At 58.7% G+C, this 18,186-nt stretch carries 17 protein-coding genes and 1 pseudogene; 11 read left to right on the plus strand and 7 right to left on the minus strand.

Annotation, left to right across the window (positions count from 1 at the left end):
* Positions 1–57: 57 nt before the first annotated feature.
* The 6 genes from OGV19_RS08570 to OGV19_RS08595 all read right to left on the minus strand — a co-directional run bounded on the left by OGV19_RS08570 (position 58) and on the right by OGV19_RS08595 (position 5,332).
* On the minus strand, positions 58–1,266 hold the full coding sequence (locus tag OGV19_RS08570) for an STY4528 family pathogenicity island replication protein (RefSeq protein ID WP_264312989.1): 1,209 nt from the start codon (positions 1,264–1,266) through the stop codon (positions 58–60).
* Positions 1,260–1,811: a DUF2857 domain-containing protein gene (locus OGV19_RS08575; protein ID WP_264312990.1), complete on the minus strand. Its 552-nt coding sequence runs from the start codon at positions 1,809–1,811 to the stop codon at positions 1,260–1,262. Before OGV19_RS08575 ends, OGV19_RS08570 begins: the two co-directional genes overlap by 7 nt.
* A gap of 15 nt (positions 1,812–1,826) precedes the next feature.
* Positions 1,827–3,368 carry a ParB family protein gene (locus OGV19_RS08580; protein ID WP_264312991.1) on the minus strand — a complete coding sequence of 514 codons (1,542 nt, stop codon included), beginning with the start codon at positions 3,366–3,368 and terminating at the stop codon, positions 1,827–1,829.
* A gap of 14 nt (positions 3,369–3,382) precedes the next feature.
* Entirely contained in the window at positions 3,383–4,261 is an 879-nt protein-coding gene (locus tag OGV19_RS08585) for a ParA family protein (protein WP_264312992.1), read from the minus strand.
* A gap of 4 nt (positions 4,262–4,265) precedes the next feature.
* The gene (locus tag OGV19_RS08590) at positions 4,266–4,481 is read right to left on the minus strand and encodes an AlpA family transcriptional regulator (RefSeq protein ID WP_264312993.1); all 216 of its coding nucleotides are present in this window, start codon (positions 4,479–4,481) and stop codon (positions 4,266–4,268) included.
* Positions 4,482–4,594: 113 nt separating this feature from the next.
* On the minus strand, positions 4,595–5,332 hold the full coding sequence (locus tag OGV19_RS08595; RefSeq protein ID WP_264312994.1) for a hypothetical protein: 738 nt from the start codon (positions 5,330–5,332) through the stop codon (positions 4,595–4,597).
* Positions 5,333–5,773: 441 nt separating this feature from the next.
* Here OGV19_RS08595 and OGV19_RS08600 point away from each other — a divergent pair, with 441 nt between their 5' ends.
* Positions 5,774–5,986 (plus strand): hypothetical protein, encoded by a 213-nt coding sequence (locus tag OGV19_RS08600; protein ID WP_264312995.1) that lies wholly within the window; start codon positions 5,774–5,776, stop codon positions 5,984–5,986.
* A 296-nt stretch (positions 5,987–6,282) separates the two neighbouring features.
* On the opposite strand, the gene OGV19_RS08605 is transcribed toward OGV19_RS08600, so the two are convergent.
* Complete coding sequence (locus tag OGV19_RS08605; protein WP_264312996.1) at positions 6,283–6,753, minus strand: hypothetical protein; 471 nt, start codon at positions 6,751–6,753, stop codon at positions 6,283–6,285.
* A 279-nt stretch (positions 6,754–7,032) separates the two neighbouring features.
* Here OGV19_RS08605 and mhpB point away from each other — a divergent pair, with 279 nt between their 5' ends.
* The 10 genes and pseudogenes from mhpB to OGV19_RS08650 all read left to right on the plus strand — a co-directional run bounded on the left by mhpB (position 7,033) and on the right by OGV19_RS08650 (position 18,144).
* A complete protein-coding gene (mhpB, locus tag OGV19_RS08610; protein ID WP_264312997.1) occupies positions 7,033–7,989 on the plus strand; it encodes a 3-carboxyethylcatechol 2,3-dioxygenase in 957 nt (318 codons plus the stop codon).
* A gap of 34 nt (positions 7,990–8,023) precedes the next feature.
* Positions 8,024–8,893: an alpha/beta fold hydrolase gene (locus OGV19_RS08615; RefSeq protein ID WP_264312998.1), complete on the plus strand. Its 870-nt coding sequence runs from the start codon at positions 8,024–8,026 to the stop codon at positions 8,891–8,893.
* Between the two features lie 15 nt (positions 8,894–8,908).
* Positions 8,909–9,703 carry a 2-keto-4-pentenoate hydratase gene (gene mhpD, locus OGV19_RS08620; RefSeq protein WP_264312999.1) on the plus strand — a complete coding sequence of 265 codons (795 nt, stop codon included), beginning with the start codon at positions 8,909–8,911 and terminating at the stop codon, positions 9,701–9,703.
* Positions 9,704–9,735: 32 nt separating this feature from the next.
* Positions 9,736–10,671, plus strand: a complete 936-nt coding sequence (locus tag OGV19_RS08625) for an acetaldehyde dehydrogenase (acetylating) (protein ID WP_264313000.1) — start codon at positions 9,736–9,738, stop codon at positions 10,669–10,671.
* Between the two features lie 10 nt (positions 10,672–10,681).
* Positions 10,682–11,719: a 4-hydroxy-2-oxovalerate aldolase gene (gene dmpG, locus OGV19_RS08630; protein ID WP_264313001.1), complete on the plus strand. Its 1,038-nt coding sequence runs from the start codon at positions 10,682–10,684 to the stop codon at positions 11,717–11,719.
* 96 nt (positions 11,720–11,815) lie between these two features.
* Entirely contained in the window at positions 11,816–12,424 is a 609-nt protein-coding gene (locus OGV19_RS08635; RefSeq protein WP_264313002.1) for an FMN-dependent NADH-azoreductase, read from the plus strand.
* A 1,071-nt stretch (positions 12,425–13,495) separates the two neighbouring features.
* A pseudogene (locus OGV19_RS27755) lies at positions 13,496–13,648 on the plus strand (HAMP domain-containing protein); the annotation flags it as partial.
* Positions 13,649–13,660: 12 nt separating this feature from the next.
* On the plus strand, positions 13,661–14,512 hold the full coding sequence (locus OGV19_RS27760) for a methyl-accepting chemotaxis protein (RefSeq protein ID WP_413470131.1): 852 nt from the start codon (positions 13,661–13,663) through the stop codon (positions 14,510–14,512).
* A 177-nt stretch (positions 14,513–14,689) separates the two neighbouring features.
* Positions 14,690–15,733 carry a WD40/YVTN/BNR-like repeat-containing protein gene (locus OGV19_RS08645; protein WP_264313004.1) on the plus strand — a complete coding sequence of 348 codons (1,044 nt, stop codon included), beginning with the start codon at positions 14,690–14,692 and terminating at the stop codon, positions 15,731–15,733.
* 35 nt (positions 15,734–15,768) lie between these two features.
* Positions 15,769–18,144: an efflux RND transporter permease subunit gene (locus OGV19_RS08650; protein WP_264313005.1), complete on the plus strand. Its 2,376-nt coding sequence runs from the start codon at positions 15,769–15,771 to the stop codon at positions 18,142–18,144.
* The last annotated feature ends 42 nt before the right edge of the window (positions 18,145–18,186 follow it).

Raw genomic sequence — 18,186 nt, forward strand, 5'->3', positions numbered from 1 at the left:
GGCGGTGGACCTCCTTGGATTCAATGGCATGGGCATCAAATCCACCGAGATCCACTCCTAGGTAGGCGCAAGCGAACCTCGGCAGCGTTGCTTCAGTTCCTCCAGGCAGGAGAGGGCGAGTGGCGAGGCAGTGCGCTGACCACCGCGCTTGGGTCGCTCACCGGGTGGCTGCGCTGGCATGGCCTTCGGTGCGAGCGACGGTGCGGTCGTGGCGGTCGTTGCCTCTGCGCGGGCCGCCCACAGGGTGAACTCGCCTTGGCAGGCACGTTTGATCAAGCCCATCAGGTAGGCGACGGGTTTTCGGATCTCACCGCGGGCGCAGCGCACCGCCGCTTCATTGATCACCGCTTGTTGCTGTTCCGGCTCGAGCTGGCGCATTGCCTGCGAGGCCATGCGCCGCTCGGTCGGATTCAAGGGTAAATCCTCAGGCCACCGTGCTCGGCCAAACTCGACCTGCGCCAGTACTGTACTTTTTTTGCTTTGGTCTTTCTGTACTGTACGGCCGGCGTCGGGATTCCGAACCACAGCCGAAACCGGTGCCTTGCCGCAGGGTTCGGGATCGGTGGCCGAGGTGTGAGCATTCCGAACGGGGTGGCGCAGACCAGGTTCGGAATGTTGCGCTTGCGCGCTTTCGTTCATCAGCGGCAGCGTTTGTTGCTGTGCCGGCGGCAGTGAGCCCAGCTTGTCCTTGTCGCTCTGGGCGACGTGCGGGTCGGCTTGAATTTCGGCCAGCACATGCTGCGTCACATCACGCACCCCCTTGGTGGCATGGAAGAGGTTCTGCAGCAGTAGCCCCACGTAGCCACTGTCCAGCTCAAGCTGTTCGGCCGCCGTCAACGGATCGCCGTGCAGCACGTAGACGCAACCGCGCAGGCAGCCTTGGGCGTCGCGCGAACGGTCGACCAGGCTGAGCCAGCGGGTCGTACGCAGGACGTTCAATGCGCGGGCGATGGTCTCGCGCGACGCCTGGGTCCCACAGGGGCTAGTGGCCAAGTAGGGCTGCAGGTCGTGATAGCGGGGCGTTTTGATCTGGCGCTCGGTGATCAGCCAGTGCAGGACCAGCCAGGTGTTGCGCTCCAACGGGGTCAGCCGACGATCGAGGAGCAATGCTTGTGGCAAGGGATTGTTGTCGCCGTAGTAGATCGTTCGTAGCGCAGGCTCCGCAACAGCGGCAGCTTGGGTGGCCTCACATTCATTGCGGCGTCGAAGGGCGTCGTAGCACTGGCGCACCACGTCTTGCCAGTCCACTTCGTAGAAGCTCAGCATGGTGCCCCTCCGTACAGTTCGACCTGTTGCCAGACCAGCGTCAGGCTGATGTTTTGTTCCTCGGCCAGCATCATCATGGTGTCCAGTGGATCGTTGTCCGGATCTTCCGCCCGCAGTTGGCTCCAGCGGTTCCACACGGCATGCTCCTGGGCTTCACTGAGCTGGACCGGGCGGCCCCTGTGGGTTTCGATCTTCAGCACACGGCGACGCAACGCCGTTTCCGAGTGGTCCAGGCCGAAACAGCGGTACATGATGGTCGAGCTCGCGCCGAGCTTGAGTGCTCGGTTGATCAAGCGTTCGTTCTGCTCGTCGCGCTCGGCCTGGACGATCAGGCGCCGTAGCACGGTGATATCGACCTTGACTTCAACCCAGGCGATCGATGAGTGCGCCAGGTGGGACAGGGTGGTCGGTGGCAGGGACTGCAGGACTTCGATGTCTTCGTCGGCCAGGCCCAGCGCTTTGCAGCGCTGCAGGCGGCCATGGCGCAGCTCATGCAGCACCTGGTTCAACATGGCGTGGTTCAACAGATTGAAAGTCGTACTCATGAGGTGACTCCTCATTCAACGCGTGGAGGACAGCGTCAGGTCGATCAACTGCCGGGCGTGGCGGATCAGGGCGTACAACTGCGCCAGCTGGGCATCGGGTAGTCGTTCAAGGCCCACGGTCAGGGCAGGGCGTTCGGGGAAGGGCAGGTCGTAGGCGCCAATCAGCAGTTGGCCAAACAGTGCGGCCGGCAGCTGCTGGCGTTGCTGCCAGGTCACGTCGTCCTGCAGGCGCAGCAGGGCCGATAGCAATAGCTGAATGCCGGTTTGGCACGGGCTCAGTTGCTGGTCATGTTCAATTGCCAAGGTGAACCCCAAGCCGTCTGTGTGCGGTTTGACCATGGCACTGGCATCGGCATACGTCGCCAGGTCAATCGCCAGGGCGGCACAACGCTCACGCAGTACATTAATGTCGTCCTGTAGCGGGGGGAGAGGTAAGGCGGAACCCAGGGAGGGCTGAGCGACCTCAACGGTGCCTGGCAGCCGCGTAGCAAGCGATTCGTCATCACCCAGCGCCTCGCGAATGCTGGGGAGACGGGGAGCCACGGGTGCAGAGGTGTTGTCCGCGCAGCTCACCGGCTCAGGTGGGGATAATTGATGTGCCGTTCCTGCTACATCTTCGATAGCAGTTGGCTGGGGGGAGGACTCGCCTGCTACGCCCTGCTGGAGAGGCTGAGACGTATCCGCAGGCGGCGGTAAACGATGCGGTTCCTGATGCATTTCCAAGGCGAGCAGGCGGGGTGTCTGCTTTAACTGCACTGCCATCCTGGCAATCAGTTCATCCTGCAGCTCACTCCAGCTCAGCTCGGGCTTATCACTGTCAAAGGCCGACAGCACTTCAAACCACAGCAGCGCGAATTGCGGAACGTCCCCCAAATACTGGTTCCAGATTGACTCCGCCCGGCGCCGCAGGTTGATGACCCGAACGATGGTGGGTTTGCCAAGCCCGGCATACAACACCTGCGGGATGACCGGCAGCAGGTGCTCGAGGGTGTCGAACATGCGGCTGATGTGCGATTGTGAAATTGGGTAGCCGCCCTTACTCAAGCGTGTTGACAGTTCACGCTGAGTGAGCAGGACGTCCGGCTCCTGCAACATGTCCTTGAGTTTTGCCACCGCGAGGGATCGCTCGATGAACGTGAGTTGGCCATGTAGATCGCTTTCGGCCAAGTGCCCGATCAAGGCGTGCGACTCGGACTGCCAAGGGTGGAACAGGCAGTGGATGTGAAAAAATCGCTCCTCTCTGGTTTCCTGCCAGAGCTCACCGAGGATGCTCAAACGTGTGTTGCCGCCGTTGCGGATGATGAAGTGCAGCTCATCCGGGCGGCGGGTAATCGCCGGCGGCTGGTCCAGGCCGCGTTCGCGGATTGAGGCTTTGATTTCGTCATATAGCGGGTTGCGGACTATCCGCGGATTGAGCTCGTAAGGGCGCAATTGTTCGAGGCTGACCACCAACGGCATGTCCTCGACCAGCATAGGCGTCGTGTCGCGGCCATGGTTCTGCGGAAAATGCGCCTGCTGCAACTGACGCGTGATGTCTTCGGAAGTGGGTGGCTTCATTACAAAACCTCTCATTAGCCGCGACGACTGAGTCGACTGTTGGCCACTGACGGTTGGCCGGGCACAGACACGCTCGAGTCGACAAGTCGCTCAGCCCACTGCGGGAACAACTCGATGGCCAGCGCGCGCATCACCGCCGCACCGCAAGGGCCGCGGCTGCCGGATGGTGGAGTAGGGTCAACGCGGTGCACCGGCAGGCCCAGTGAAGCGGCATTGGGGTAGGCAACACGGTCGGGAATCACCGTGGTGCAAACGCTGACATGCGGGTCGCCTTGGAATGAAGCCTGCAGGTTGTGCACGATCAAGCGCGTGTCACGGCGATTGGCGTTTACCTGGTTGAGCAGCAGCTTCACCGACGGCAACGCGACACCCAGGTAACGGTAGGGCTCCAATTCTTCGAACAGCCCCAGCGTGCCACGCCGCAGCTCACGTGCGGCGAGCATTTCCGGCGGGACTGGGCACAGGGCGCAGTCGGACGCGAGAATCACCATCTCCACGACGACACTGCGTGCGCCTTGGGTGTCGATGATCAGCACATCGTAGTGATCCTCGAAAGCCGACAGCAGGTTGCGCAGGCGCAGACGACCGTCGGCGGCGTGCAACAGCAGCGTGCTGATGTGCCCGGCGCGATCGTTGGACACGATCAGATGCAGCTGCGGGATGACGGTGGCGGAAATCACCTGCTCAGGTGCCGTGAGTCGTTGTGCGATGAGTTCGTAGCTGCCGGCCTCACGAGATTCGCGCAAGGCATAGTAGCTGGACAGCGTGGGTTGGCTGTCCAGATCCAGCAGCAGGACGCGAAAGCCCGCATCGGCGAGTAGACCGCCCAGGTTAGCGGCGACGGTTGTTTTACCGGCGCCGCCCTTGGTCGAGATCAGCGAGAGGACGTCCATGACGCTACTCCCTGACCGACAGTCGATCCTGGACCCACTGCTCGATTTCCAGCGAGTCCCAACCGACGGCGCGGGTACCAATCCGCCGGCATTGTGGGAACAACCCGGCCTTCATCAAGTTGTAGATGTGCGAACGCTTGAAGCCGGTTTTCTGTTCCACTTCATCGCGGCGCATGATGTGGCGGTCGGCAGGCAGCGGGGCAGGGCTAGTGGGTTGCATGATGTCACTCCATAGCACCTTCTGGTGCGCAGTGGGATGTGACAGTCAGTGAAGGTCGACGCGGGAGAAAAAACATTGTCAGGCAATGGCGAGCATTGCCTGACAATATGGAGTTAGCCCCGTGTTACCTGGCCTAGATGACGCCGAGCGTCGGCAAATCTCCGATCAAGGGTACTTTTGCTCAAGCCGGGAACACCAGGAAATCGGCGAGTGATTTCTTCGACCAAAGCGCTCTGCGACTTGTAGATCGACTGCACCTGGCCATCCTTCGATTTACCCATGGTGACCTCCAGCACTGCGCCGACAAGTGTATTGTGCATACCCTCGGAAGTGTCGGAGGGAATTCCGCTTGCCTCGAGCCGCGCCAATAGCTCATTGTTGACTGAATTGAGTGCCCTCATTTCTTCAACTGTTGCGGCCAGCTCTTGGCGCATGTTCGCAATAGTGCGCTGGGCAGCATCCAGTTCTGCTTGCTGCACTAGATGTGCATTGAGGCTGATGCATTCCGAATGATCGAGGTTCTGCGAAAACAAGAACGTGGGCTTTTCATCAGGGTAGTTCCGGGCAAACCAAACCAGCAAATCGGCACGCCGAATTGACCAATACTCACGATGAACCTGGTTAATCGAGGTGATTGGGCGACCTAAGCAGGTCGCGGGTAAATCACCGCTGATGATGGCGTCGTAGATGCACTCGGCGTAGATGTGAAGAAAGGGCCATTGCGGAAAATGCTTGAGCAGGCTACCAGGTTGAGAGAGATCGACACGCAAAATCTCGTCTTCGTGGTCAGCAAGGTCACACCAGAGAATCGCGGCATCAATAGGGTGGTAAGAGCTTCTGATCGAGATCATGGCATACAGCCTCCTGCTGAAATCGTCCCAGAATCGCTGGCGGGGGCTAATGTTGTGCGCCTCTTTCTAGCGAGCCAAATTCCATATAGTCAACTTTGGATCCAATGATGGTGACCATACACTGACAGGTTAGTTCTGATTAGGTAGGGCTGATTGCGACAGGTTTCGACGCAGAGCGTTCTGATCACTAATCTCTACATAGCACAATACCTGGTATGCATAGAGCTCAGGCGAATTGATTGTGTACCGGGAAAGATGAAAGTGCTGTCGAAGAATGCGACGAACTATGAAAGTTTCATGCGAAGCGGACGTTCGAAAATGCTGAGCTCTCGAACGTCAACTTCGTTTCTACAGGTAATTTCATTGTAGGCTGTACTCGGGAGGTTCGGTGAGCGACGTAGAGCGCTATCACCTCCGCCCTTCGAAGGGGAGTGGGGCGGCTTGCTGCCGGCCTCCAGCGCAAGCGTGGTGCACTATTCGGCTGCCTATGGTGCACACTTGACCGCCAAGACCATGCGCACGTACCCGGCGGCGCTGGCCCAATGGCACCAGCAGCGTTGCTTTGCCAATCCGACTGAGTCCGCTCAGGTGCGCAACACCTTGCGAGGGATCCAGGCGTTGCACCCGCAACCGGTCAAACAGGCGCAAGCCTAGAAACTGCAGATCCTTGAAGACTGAGGGCTTGAAGACCGATTTGCACAGCGTGCACATGGGGTAGTGATTGCGCGCGCCGCGCGATCAGGCGCTGATTTTGCTTGGCTTCTGGCGGCTTTTTGCATTGCCGAGGCGAGCTGTGCCGACTCCAAGTCGAACACGTGCATATTGAGGCGAGGGGAGGATATCGTCGATGACAGTGCAGCAGTTGGCTTGGAGGATCAGGCAATACTCATCCAAACTTATCCATTGGTAGCCGCCTCTTATGTTCCTTGCCCGGCCGCAGGCATCGTGGTCTACAAAAAAGTCCCGGCGATAGCGTCAATGAAGACGAGGTCATTGCCGAAGTGGTCCACCTGGACAGTGTCATCATTGGTGAGCGCACCACCGTGCGCTGTCATACCGATGGTGTTCTGGTCATCCGGCAAACACCTGGCCTGGTGCGTCCCGGGCAGCGACTGGCATTGATCGCCAGCAGCATATTGCCAGCTACCCGTGATGAGAACCGACCATTGCTGGACGCATAAGAGACTATCCCGCCCCCTTTGGCTGTTGTTCGGGATGAGTAGCCGCCGGCTGATATCTCGATCATTCAGCACACGCACACACAGTTGCTGGAGAGCCCAAGATCTCGCTCGGTGTGCTGCTTCGTTCCTGACTGCAATGGCATCTGGCGTTAAATACTTGAGCCGGTCGAGACTTTTTCGTGTTGCGGATCGCTTCGAGGCATGCAGTTTTTGCGCTGTCGGGATAACGGCGTTATCCATTGGAGCGTCGGCCCTGGATTAACTTCCTATGATGGTTGCATCTCTGTGGCGGGACCTTGTATCGGTCGTCGCAGCAACGTTCGTCGACCAAGTGCTTTGTTGGCCTGAGATGCAAATCCATTAGGTCAGCCTGTCAATGAAGGTTGGCAACTAGTGTCTGTTAGGGAGCTGACCGCTCATGAATGAAGCGACGTACCAAGTTACTTTCAAGCTCAAGGCAGTCCCTTGCCGGGCCATTTTCGACGCTCACCCCTTAGCGTATGAGCAAGGTGGTCGTAGATGAGCGCCTACTTGCAATGCATGTCGCATACCCCATTGATCGGTCACGTTGATCCGTCACCAGCGGTGCTTGCTGAGGTCGATGCCGTAGTGGCGGGAGCCCGCGAACGCATTAGTCGCTTTGCACCTGAGTTGGTGATCCTGTTTGCGCCGGATCATTACAACGGTTTTTTCTATGACGTGATGCCTTCATTTTGCATTGGCATGGCAGCGCATGCGATCGGCGATTTCGGCACTGCTGCAGGGCCGCTCAGCGTCCCCAAAGACCTTGCCGAAGCTTGTGCTACTGCGGTGTTGGAGGCAGGGGTGGATGCAGCGGTGTCTTATCGCATGCAGGTTGATCATGGCTTTGCCCAACCGCTTGAGCTGTTGCTCGGCGGTCTGGATCGTTGCCCGATGATCCCGGTCTTTATCAACTCGGTGGCTATCCCGCTGCCGGGGTTCCAGCGTGCCCGCCTGCTGGGTGAGGCTATCGGGGCTTTTGCCCGGACGCTGAATAAAAGAGTCCTGTTCCTTGCCTCTGGCGGCCTGTCACACCAGCCGCCGGTGCCGGAGTTGGCCAGCGTGGATGCCCGTATGGCCGATCGGCTGATGGGTAGCGGCCGCAACCTGCCAGCCGATGAGCGCGAGGCGCGGCAGCAACGAGTGATCCTCGCGGCCCGATGTTTTGTTGAGAATCAATATTCGTTGCATCCACTTAACCCTGAGTGGGATCAGTGGTTTCTCGACATTCTCAGCGGGGGCCGCTTCGCCGAGCTGGATGGGCTTGGTAATGACGAACTGTCCATTCTCGCCGGAAAATCCACCCACGAAGTTAAAACGTGGGTTGCCGCCTTTGCCGCACTGTCTGCATTCGGCCCCTATCAAACCGACGCCCGTTACTACCGGCCAGTCCCCGAGTGGATCGCTGGCTTTGGTGCGCTCAGCGCCCGGTCATCGATGCATATCGATGAGTAGGTCTCCATAAAATCCGGATTGAAGGAAGCAAAAGATGACGGTAACCACCCAGGCAATGACTGAGGCATCCACCAGCAATTTCGCCCGCATCAAAGCAGGTGATCTTGAGCTGAATATCCATTACAACGACTGCGGCCATGGCACTGAATCCATAGTAATGCTGCACGGCTCTGGCCCGGGTGCTAGCGGCTGGGCGAACTTCCATCGCAACATTGAATCGTTAGTGACCGCTGGTTACCGAGTAATCCTGATGGACTGCCCGGGCTGGAGCAAAAGCGACCCGGTTGTCTGCGACGGCTCGCGCTCGGACCTCAACGCCCGGGTACTCAAAGGGTTGGTTGATGCGCTGGGGCTGGACCGCGTACACATCATCGGTAACTCCATGGGCGGTCACAGCACTGTAGCCTTCGCGCTCGCCTACCCTGAGCGGGTTGGCAAGCTGGTGCTGATGGGGGGCGGTACTGGCGGCCCAAGCGCCTTCGTGCCGCAACCCACCGAAGGCATCAAGCTGATCGGCGCGCTGTATCGCGACCCAACGATCGAGAACCTGAAGAAGATGATGAGCGTCTTCGTTTTCGACGCCAGCAGCATGACCGACGAACTGTTCCAGACCCGCCTGGACAACATCCTCTCGCGCCGTGACCATTTGGAGAACTTCGTCAAGAGCAGCACTCTCAACCCCAAGCAATTCCCGGATTTCAGCCATCGTCTGCACGAAATCAAAGCTCAAACTCTGATCGTCTGGGGGCGCGAAGACCGTTTCGTGCCTATGGACACTGGCCTGCGCCTGCTCGCCGGCCTGCCCGATGCACAACTGCACGTGTTCAACCGTTGCGGCCACTGGGCTCAGTGGGAACACGCCGAGACCTTCAACCGCATGGTCCTGGACTTCCTGACTCACTGAATTAGCGAGGCCGACATGAACCTTATTCAAGACACCCTGGAACAGCTCGCCGCCGATCTGCGTCAGGCCGAAGTCCGTAATGTAGCCATCGCGCCCCTGCGCGACCAGATCGGCGAAGACAGTGCCGAGGCTGCGTACACCATTCAACGACTGAATGTCGCCCACGGCGTGGCCAGCGGCCGGCGCGTGGTCGGGCGCAAGATCGGCCTGACCAATCCCAAGGTCCAGGCGCAACTGGGCGTCGATCAGCCGGACTTTGGCACACTCTTCGCTGACATGTGCTATGGCGATAACGAAACCATACCAGTGGGCCGCGTGCTGCAACCGAAGATCGAAGCCGAAATTGCGCTGATTCTGGAGCGTGATCTACCGCGTGCCGACACTACGTTTACCGATGTGATGGCGGCTACCGGCTGGGTCGTCCCGGCATTGGAAATCGTCGGTAGCCGCGTGCAGGGCTGGAACATCCGCTTCGTCGATACCGTCGCCGATAACGCCTCCAGCGGCTGCTTCGTGCTCGGCGGTCCGGCCCGTCGCCTCGATGGCCTGGACCTGCGCCAAGCCAGCATGCGCATGACCCGCAATGGCGAAGAAGTGTCTAGCGGCAGCGGCGCCGAATGCCTTGGCCATCCACTCAATGCCGCCGTGTGGTTGGCGCAAACCATGGCGCGCTTGGGCGATCCGCTGCGGGCCGGCGACATCATTCTGACCGGTGCACTTGGGCCGATGGTGGCGGTGGCGGCGGGCGATCGATTTGAGACCGAGATCGAAGGCATCGGTCGTGTCGGTGTTCAGTTCAGCGCCGAGTGATCGGCGACTTGCGTGCAAATGGGGCAACAACAATGAACAAACTCAAAGTCGCCATCGTCGGTTCCGGCAATATCGGCACCGACCTGATGATCAAGATCCTGCGTAACGCCAAACACCTGGAAATGGCGGTCATGGTTGGCATCGACCCGGCCTCCGATGGTCTGGCCCGCGCCCAGCGTATGGGCGTGGCGGTGACCCACGAAGGCGTCGAAGGCCTAACACGCATGGACGTGTTCAAGGATATCGACTTCGTATTCGATGCCACTTCGGCTGGTGCCCACGTGAAAAACGATGCGTTTCTGCGTTCGATCAAACCGAGCATTCGTTTGATCGACCTGACCCCGGCGGCCATCGGCCCGTACTGCGTGCCGGTGGTCAATCTGGAGCAGAACCTCAGCCAGCTCAATGTCAACATGGTCACCTGTGGTGGTCAGGCGACCATTCCGATGGTTGCCGCCGTTTCACGCGTGGCTAAGGTGCACTACGCAGAAATCGTCGCCTCTATCGCCAGTAAATCTGCCGGGCCGGGCACTCGGGCCAACATCGACGAATTCACCGAAACCACGTCCAAGGCCATCGAAGTTATCGGCGGCGCGGCCAAGGGCAAGGCGATCATCGTGATGAACCCGGCCGAGCCGCCGCTGATTATGCGCGACACGGTATTCGTGTTGTCCGAGGCGGTCGATCAGGTTGAGGTCGAGGCGTCCATTCTTGAGATGGCCGTAGCCGTACAGGCCTATGTGCCAGGCTATCGCTTGAAGCAAAAAGTGCAGTTCGATGTCATCCGTGAAGACGCGCCGCTGAACATCCCTGGCTTGGGCAAGTTCTCCGGGCTGAAGACTTCGGTATTCCTTGAAGTTGAAGGCGCCGCCCATTACCTGCCAGCGTATGCCGGCAACCTCGACATCATGACCTCCGCTGCCTTGGCCACCGCTGAGCGCATGGCGCAGTCGATGATGAACACCTGAGGAGACCGATATGACCTTTAATCCCGGCAAAAAACTCTACATCTCTGACGTGACCCTGCGCGACGGCAGTCACGCGGTGCGCCATCAGTATTCGTTGCAGAACGTGCAGGACATTGCCCGCGCCCTGGACAAGGCCAAGGTCGACTCGATCGAAGTCGCCCACGGTGATGGTCTGCAAGGGTCGAGCTTCAACTACGGCTTCGCCGCGCACACTGACCTGGAATGGATCGAGGCTGCCGCCGATGTTATCACTCACGCCAAGATCACTACCTTGCTGTTGCCGGGCATTGGCACTGTCCATGACTTGAAAGCCGCCTACGACGCCGGCGCCCGGGTGGTGCGCATCGCCACCCATTGCACCGAAGCCGATGTTTCGAAACAGCACATCGAGTACGCCCGCGAGCTGGGCATGGAGACCGTCGGTTTTCTGATGATGAGCCATATGATCCCGGCCGAGCAGTTGGCGGCACAAGCCAAGATGATGGAAAGCTACGGCGCGACATGCGTATACATGGCCGACTCGGGTGGCGCGATGAACATGCAGGACATCCGCGACCGTTTCCGTGCGTTCAAGGCGGTGCTGAAGCCGGAAACCGAAACCGGCATGCACGCACACCACAACTTGTCGCTCGGCGTGGCGAACTCGATCACTGCCGTCGAGGAAGGTTGCGATCGCATCGACGCCAGCCTCGCCGGCATGGGGGCTGGGGCCGGTAACGCGCCGTTGGAAGTGTTCATCGCCACCGCCGAGCGCCTGGGCTGGAACCACGGCACCGACCTATACACGCTTATGGATGCCGCCGACGAAATCGTGCGCCCGCTGCAGGACCGGCCTGTGCGGGTCGACCGAGAGACTCTCGCTTTGGGTTACGCCGGGGTCTATTCAAGCTTCCTGCGCCACGCTGAAATCGCCGCCGCGAAGTATGGTCTGAAGACCCTGGACATCCTCGTAGAACTGGGCAAGCGGCGGATGGTCGGTGGCCAGGAAGACATGATCGTCGATGTTGCGCTCGATCTGCTGAACGGGCCGAAAGTGCTCCCGACCTGAAGTGTGCAATCGACCGGTCTGCCCCATCGGACTACGGTCGGTTGGGCAGACCTTCTCTGCGTATTTACAGGTGTAATCGCTGCTATTGGAGCAACCATGACAACCCTGTTGCTGATCAACTCCAGCGCCCGCCAGCTTGGCTCGCACAGCCGGTCGCTGAGTCGCTATTTCAAAGATCGCTGGATCGAGGCATTTCCAGATTCGCGGGTGATTTCACGTGATCTGGCCGAGAGCCAGTTACCGCACCTTGATGGAGACACCATCAAGGCATTTTATGGTCTGGACGAGCCGGGGAAGGGAAGAGCGCCCAAGCTCAGCAAGTCCGATGAACTGATCGACGAAGTGATGCAGGCGGATGTCATCTGTCTCGCCAGTCCGATGTACAACTTCTCGGTCTCATCGCTGCTAAAAGCCTGGATCGACTTGGTGGTCCGTAGCGATAAGACCTACTACAAAGTGGCTGATGGTAAGCATGAGGGTATGTGCGGTGGTAAGAAGGTCATTGTACTGAGCAGCAGTGGCGGTCTGTATTTCGGGAGCCACATGGATCATCTGCATCCTTACATTGACGTAGTCTTGGGCTTCATGGGGATAACGGATGTAGAGCACGTCAGGCTAGAAGGTATGGCGCACAGCGAGATCAACCTCGCCGAATCCAGAAAGAAGGCTCACAAGGCAATAGATGCCTTCATCAGCGCGTTGTAATACATCATCGCTTGGCATCGACAAGCGCAATTCGTAGCAGGCATCGACAAGACCTGTCATTCAACCGCGCAGGTGAGCGGCCAGCCACGCATTATCCGGGGAGCCCCCATGCTGGCCAATCTATCAATGAAAAACAAGCTATTGCTTACCATTGTACCCCTGACTTTATTGGTCTATCTGAGCACCGTTGCGATGGTTTACAGCTCGAGCAAGGCCTCTACTGAGGCGCTGGCGCAAGTAGCTGTCGAGGCGATTGCGCGTCAACAGTCCGCCGAAATTATGGGGTACTTTGACGGAGCCTTGCATGCCGCTCGAATGACCTCGGACATGCTCTCCCGCGAACTGGTTGACGGACAACTTCCGGACAGTCGCATCGCAGACCCAATGCTTGAGTTCCTCTTGCATAACAGTGCACAAGTGAAGGCGGCCTGGTGGCTGCCGCTACGTTCCGCCAAAAGCGAGGGCGTGTTCTGGTTGCGTAGCGGGTCGGATATACAGTTGGCACCGATGCAACAGCGTGATGCGTTGTTGGGGGCGATGGAGCAGGGGCCACTTGAGCGCGAGACTATCTCCTCTCCGCGCCCTTTGCCCGGGGCCGGATCATCGTGGTCGGTGATTGCGCTACAAATACCCGTACGCCAGAACGGTCAAGTAGTGGGCAGTTTGGGGCTAGGTTTCGACGCCGACCAGTTGCAACAACGTGTGGCGCAGTTGCGTCCTCTTGGTGTGGGCCTGGCTGCCTTGACCGCCCACGATACCAGACTGGTAGCCCATCCCGATCCCACGCGGGTGGGGCGTCTTGAGGCTGAGACGGAGGGGGACTTCCTCGGCGAACACCTGCCGGACATGATCAACGCTGTGCGCAAGGGTGAGCCGTTGACACTGCGTTTTGTCTCTCCGGCAATGGGCGAAGAAGTTTTTATGCTAGGGGTACCCATCGTCATCGGCGACACCGCTACACCCTGGTCGTTTGGTATTGCGCTGCCTAGCGCTGCCCTGCTGGTTGGGGTGAAGACGCTGGCACTGAAACTATTGCTGATAGGCAGTTTTTCGGTGCTACTGCTTGCCGGCATGATTTTGTTGCTTGGCGGGGCGCTGTCTCGTCCCCTGAGTGCCATCGTACAGACCATCGGACAACTGTCGGCGGGGGAGGCAGACTTGCGTTTACGCCTGCCGGTCAAGGGCAGTGATGAGGTGGCGAGCCTCGCCAATGAGTTTAATGGTTTCCTAGACTCCATGGCCAACCTAGTGTCGGAGATCAAGAGCACCAGCCAGAAACTGCAGAGCACCTCCGAGGAACTGCAACAAGACAGCCGTGCCTCCGGGGCGGTAGTGAATGCCCAGCGTGACGAGGTCGGTCAGTTGGCTGCCGCGATGCAGCAGATGGCGGCTACGGTTGAAGAGGTTGCTTACAATGCGGGGCAGGCCGCTCAGGTCACGCGAGAGGGCGATCTGGCCGTGGCACAAGGACAGGCGACAGTGGCGAGTCTGAGTGAGGCAATTGCGAAGGACGCACAGCTTCTTGAGCAAGTCACTGCGTTGACCGGGGAGCTGAGTGATGCCAGCCAGACTATCGGCACCGTAGTGGCGGTGATTCGTGACATCGCTGAGCAGACCAACCTCCTGGCGCTTAATGCCGCTATCGAGTCGGCGCGGGCTGGTGAGCAGGGGCGTGGCTTTGCGGTAGTGGCTGACGAAGTGCGGGCGTTGGCGCGGCGCACGCACAGCTCGACTGAGGATGTCTGCAGGAACATCTCGATGATTCAGGAATGCACGCGCACTGTGGTGGAAATGGTCGCGAAAAGCCTTGGCACTTCCCAGGTCAATGTCGCCAGTGCAAAGGAGGCCAGCGAGGCGTTGCATCGCATCACCCAGATGATCGGACAGGTGCGTGACATGAGTCAGCAGATCGCCTCGGCAACCGGGCAGCAGGCCACAACCAGTGAGCAACTTTCCCGCAGCCTGGTCACCATCGCCGATTCCGCCGAAAGCGCTTCGTGCAGTGCCCGTCAGGTCCACCAACGTAGCCAGGACCTGCAGTTGTCAGCGGATAGCCTGAATATTTTGGTTAGTCGCTTCAAGCTGTAAGAGGCCTGTTGTCCAGGTTATTCCGGTAATACACAACCTGAGTATCACTAACTTGCGTTTGGGGGACAAACCAAGCAGAGCCGGGATAGTCCACTCTCGGCCATGTACCTAATGTTGAGTAGCGGGTGCTGTCAGCCAAAACAAAACAACAAGACGTTAACCGTGTGGACTCAACCCATGTCAAAGCTCATCAACATCGATCAAGACTCATCCCTACCAGTGTCTCTGTCTGGGGTAGGTGGACGTGTCCTCAAAGTGTTAATAGCACTGCTGCCATGGACAATAATCGCTAGCCTTTTATGGGCTGGACTGTTCATCAAACCGCAACCGGTCGGAAATACGGTAATGCCTCCGCTGCTGGAGCGTCGGGATCATTTCTATGGTCTGGCCCAGTCGCCCAATCGCGAGATTCTGGCCTGTGGATCCGACGGTAAGGTGCTGTCCTTTGCCGCGGATGGCCGCATAGAGCGTTTGCCCACGCCGACCGCTCGTACTCTGCAAGACATTGCGGTGTGGGACGATGGCCATGCAGTAGCGGTAGGTAATGACGGCGTCATCATCTACAGCCAGGATACGGGCCGGCACTGGAGCTCCGCAACCGACGTGCCTCGCTCCGAAGTCGCCAACAAACTTAATCGGGTGCGCATCGCTCAAGGCGGTTTGGCGATCGCCACGGGTGAGATGGGTGCGCTACTGCTCAGCCGCGATTATGGTCAGAGCTGGAAGCGCTTGCGGGAAGAAGAAGATGTTGCCTGGAATGATGTGGCAATCCTCGAAGGCGGCCATTTAGTCGTGGTCGGTGAGTTTGGTCGCATCCTGCTCGGCGACGATCTTGGTCGAAACTGGACGGAGATCGCCGCACCGGTACCCAACTCGTTGATGTCTGTGCAGTTCCGTGACACCCGCAATGGCGTTGCAGTTGGGCTGGAGGGGGCGCTGCTGGTTACACGAGACGGAGGCCGGCAATGGGAGACGGTCGATCTGGGTGTACGCGATCACCTGTTCGACATTCTTTGGGCGGCGGATCGAAACCAATGGTTTGCCAGCGGTGCATTAGGTCGTTGGGTTAGTGGTGACGGCGGTAGCTGGAAGAGCGGCACGCTGGATGAGCACAACCTGTCCTGGCATACCCGTGCGCTGGCGGTCGGCTCGAGTCTCTGGTTGGTCGGGGCTGATATCGGCCGCTGGGACGGTAAGCACTGGTCACCCTTGAAACCTTAAAGCCTGCCTTGGTCCATTACATTCGAGAACACATCATGATCGAACGCATAGCCGAATTTTGTATCCATCGGCGCGCCTGGGTGGCCGGCGGCCTGCTCTTGCTGACGGCTATTCTGGGTTGGTTTGCCCTGCACATTGAAGTTCGTACGGTGTTCGAGGATATGCTGCCCTCGCGCCACGAATACGTGCAGACCCACGAAAAGTTCAAAGACACCTTTGGCGGGTCGAACATGGTCACCATCATGTTTGAAGTAGAGGAGGGCGACATCTTCCAGCTCGCCTTGCTGGACAAAGTACGTAAGGTCACTTTGGGGTTGCGCGAAGTATCGGCAGTCAATCAGTACCAGATTACTTCGCTGGCCTCCAAGAAGCTCAAGGAAGTGCGTGCCTCCACCGCCGGGATTGAAAGTCGTCCATTGATGTGGCCAGACTTGCCGGCGAATGCCGAGGCGATGAACGAGCTTAAGCTGTCGGTACTGCGTAATCCGCTGGTCTATGGAGCCTATGTTTCAAAAGACTTGCAGGCGACGCTGATCACCGTCGATTTCATAGACCAGCAGGTCGACTACGCCAAGGTGTTCGAGCAAATCCGCGGTCTGATACAGCGCGTCGACGACGGTAGCGTGAAGATTCGCGTAGTCGGCGATCCGATCCTCTACGGGTGGGTCAATCACTATCTGCCGGAGACTATTCAGCTGGTTCTGGCCGCCTTGGCGGTGACGCTGATAATGCTATTCATATTGCTGCGAACCTGGCGCGGGGTGAGTCTGCCATTGCTGGCCGGTGTGGTCAGCGCACTGTGGGCTTTGGGTATTTGCCGCTTGCTGAACATCAGTTTCGAGCCACTGGTTATCGTCGTCGCCATGTTGATAACCTCGCGAGCGGTATCGCATTCGGTGCAAATCGTTAACCGTTTTGATGATGAACTCGAACTGTTGCCGGTCGATAGCGACACCTCGAAAATTGCCGCTCGGGTCGCGCTGGCTGATTTGTTTCGACCGGGCATGCTGGGCGTGATCGCCGATGCAGCCTGCATGGCCGTCGTTGCGCTGAGCCCGATTCCAATGTTGCAGAAACTGACCGTGTTGGCGGTGGTTTGGGTGGCGACGCTGACCGTCAGCGCGGTGATCACGACCCCGGTACTGCTCTCTTTTATCCGCAAGCCGCACGGTGCCGCGCACCCTATCAACTGTCAGCCGCTGCTGCGCAAAGTGCTAGATCTGAGTGTCTGGCTCTGCTTGTCGCGGGCGCGTTATCTGGTTCTCGGTATCAGTCTGGTGGTGGTGGTCACCGCCTCGCTGTACTCGCTGAACCTCAAGATAGGTGACGCCAATCCTGGCTCTCCTGTCCTCTGGCCGGAGTCGCGCTATAACCAGGATTCCGCCGCAATTAACCAACGCTTTGAAGGTGTTGACCGGATGTTTGTGGTGTTAGGCGATGATGATCGGCCGGGGCTGGTGAAAGGCAGCGAAGCCTTGCATGCAATGAATAGTTTCCAGCGCTTCATCGAGGCGCAGCCAGAGGTGGGTGGCTCGATCTCCATTGCCGATATTTTGCCTCATGTAAACAGCAGCCTGCGTGAGGGCAATCCACGCTACCTGGAGCTGGGAGACAGTTCGGCAACCAACGGCAGTCTGATGTCCATGCTCGACTCGGTTTCGGAGCCAGGCGACATCTCGCGTTTTTCCGATGACCAATACGCCAACGGCTCAGTCACCCTGATGTTCCGAGACCGCCAGGGCGAGACCATTCGCACGGCGGTGGCGCGAATCAAACAGTTCATTGCGGACAACCCGCTAAGTGAAGGGAGGTGGCACCTGGCCGGGGGCGTCATCGGAGTAATGGCGGCAGTCAACGAAATTATCCTGTCCAGTCAAATCGAAGCGATTGCCTTGGCGCTGATGGTGCTTGCGGTGCTGTGCACACTGGTCTATCGCTCCACTGCGGCCGGCATGCTGTTCATGGTTCCGGTGCTCATTTCCAACATGCTGACCTTCTCTTTCATGACCTGGAAAGGTATCGGCATGAACATCAACACCGTCCCGGTTGCGGCCCTTGGCATTGGTCTTGGGGTGGACTATGCCTTCTACATCGTCGACCGGATCAAGGAAGAGGTGTCGGTCGGTTGCACCCCCGAGCAAGCTATTCAGAGGGCTCTGCATTCCGCCGGGATGGGCGTGGTCGTTACCGCCAGCGTGTTGATCCTCAGCACTTTGCTGTGGTGGGCATCGTCGCTGCGCTTCCAGGCCGAGATGGGGCTGCTTATGTCGATCTGGCTGAGCGTCTCAGCGTTCTGCGCGCTGTTTGTCATGCCGGCTCTGGTCTACGTCTTCCGACCGCGATTTATCTTCAGTGAGCCGGGACATTTACCTGCGGTGAATACGGCACCCCCTTCGCTTCGACCCGTTTGAGACCAAATAACAATAACAGAGCTCATAGGCTCCTCGCTGCCA

Source organism: Pseudomonas putida (assembly GCF_025905425.1).
GTDB classification, from domain to species: Bacteria; Pseudomonadota; Gammaproteobacteria; order Pseudomonadales; family Pseudomonadaceae; genus Aquipseudomonas; species Aquipseudomonas putida_AF.

Coding starts and splice junctions, on each gene's coding strand:
- OGV19_RS08570 (WP_264312989.1), bottom strand. CDS start 1,266: ATGCTGAGCTTCTACGAAGTGGACTGGCAAGACGTGGTGCGCCAGTGC.
- OGV19_RS08575 (WP_264312990.1), bottom strand. CDS start 1,811: ATGAGTACGACTTTCAATCTGTTGAACCACGCCATGTTGAACCAGGTG.
- OGV19_RS08580 (WP_264312991.1), bottom strand. CDS start 3,368: ATGAAGCCACCCACTTCCGAAGACATCACGCGTCAGTTGCAGCAGGCG.
- OGV19_RS08585 (WP_264312992.1), bottom strand. CDS start 4,261: ATGGACGTCCTCTCGCTGATCTCGACCAAGGGCGGCGCCGGTAAAACA.
- OGV19_RS08590 (WP_264312993.1), bottom strand. CDS start 4,481: ATGCAACCCACTAGCCCTGCCCCGCTGCCTGCCGACCGCCACATCATG.
- OGV19_RS08595 (WP_264312994.1), bottom strand. CDS start 5,332: ATGATCTCGATCAGAAGCTCTTACCACCCTATTGATGCCGCGATTCTC.
- OGV19_RS08605 (WP_264312996.1), bottom strand. CDS start 6,753: ATGGATAACGCCGTTATCCCGACAGCGCAAAAACTGCATGCCTCGAAG.
- mhpB (WP_264312997.1), top strand. CDS start 7,033: ATGAGCGCCTACTTGCAATGCATGTCGCATACCCCATTGATCGGTCAC.
- OGV19_RS08615 (WP_264312998.1), top strand. CDS start 8,024: ATGACGGTAACCACCCAGGCAATGACTGAGGCATCCACCAGCAATTTC.
- mhpD (WP_264312999.1), top strand. CDS start 8,909: ATGAACCTTATTCAAGACACCCTGGAACAGCTCGCCGCCGATCTGCGT.
- OGV19_RS08625 (WP_264313000.1), top strand. CDS start 9,736: ATGAACAAACTCAAAGTCGCCATCGTCGGTTCCGGCAATATCGGCACC.
- dmpG (WP_264313001.1), top strand. CDS start 10,682: ATGACCTTTAATCCCGGCAAAAAACTCTACATCTCTGACGTGACCCTG.
- OGV19_RS08635 (WP_264313002.1), top strand. CDS start 11,816: ATGACAACCCTGTTGCTGATCAACTCCAGCGCCCGCCAGCTTGGCTCG.
- OGV19_RS27760 (WP_413470131.1), top strand. CDS start 13,661: ATGGCCAACCTAGTGTCGGAGATCAAGAGCACCAGCCAGAAACTGCAG.
- OGV19_RS08645 (WP_264313004.1), top strand. CDS start 14,690: ATGTCAAAGCTCATCAACATCGATCAAGACTCATCCCTACCAGTGTCT.
- OGV19_RS08650 (WP_264313005.1), top strand. CDS start 15,769: ATGATCGAACGCATAGCCGAATTTTGTATCCATCGGCGCGCCTGGGTG.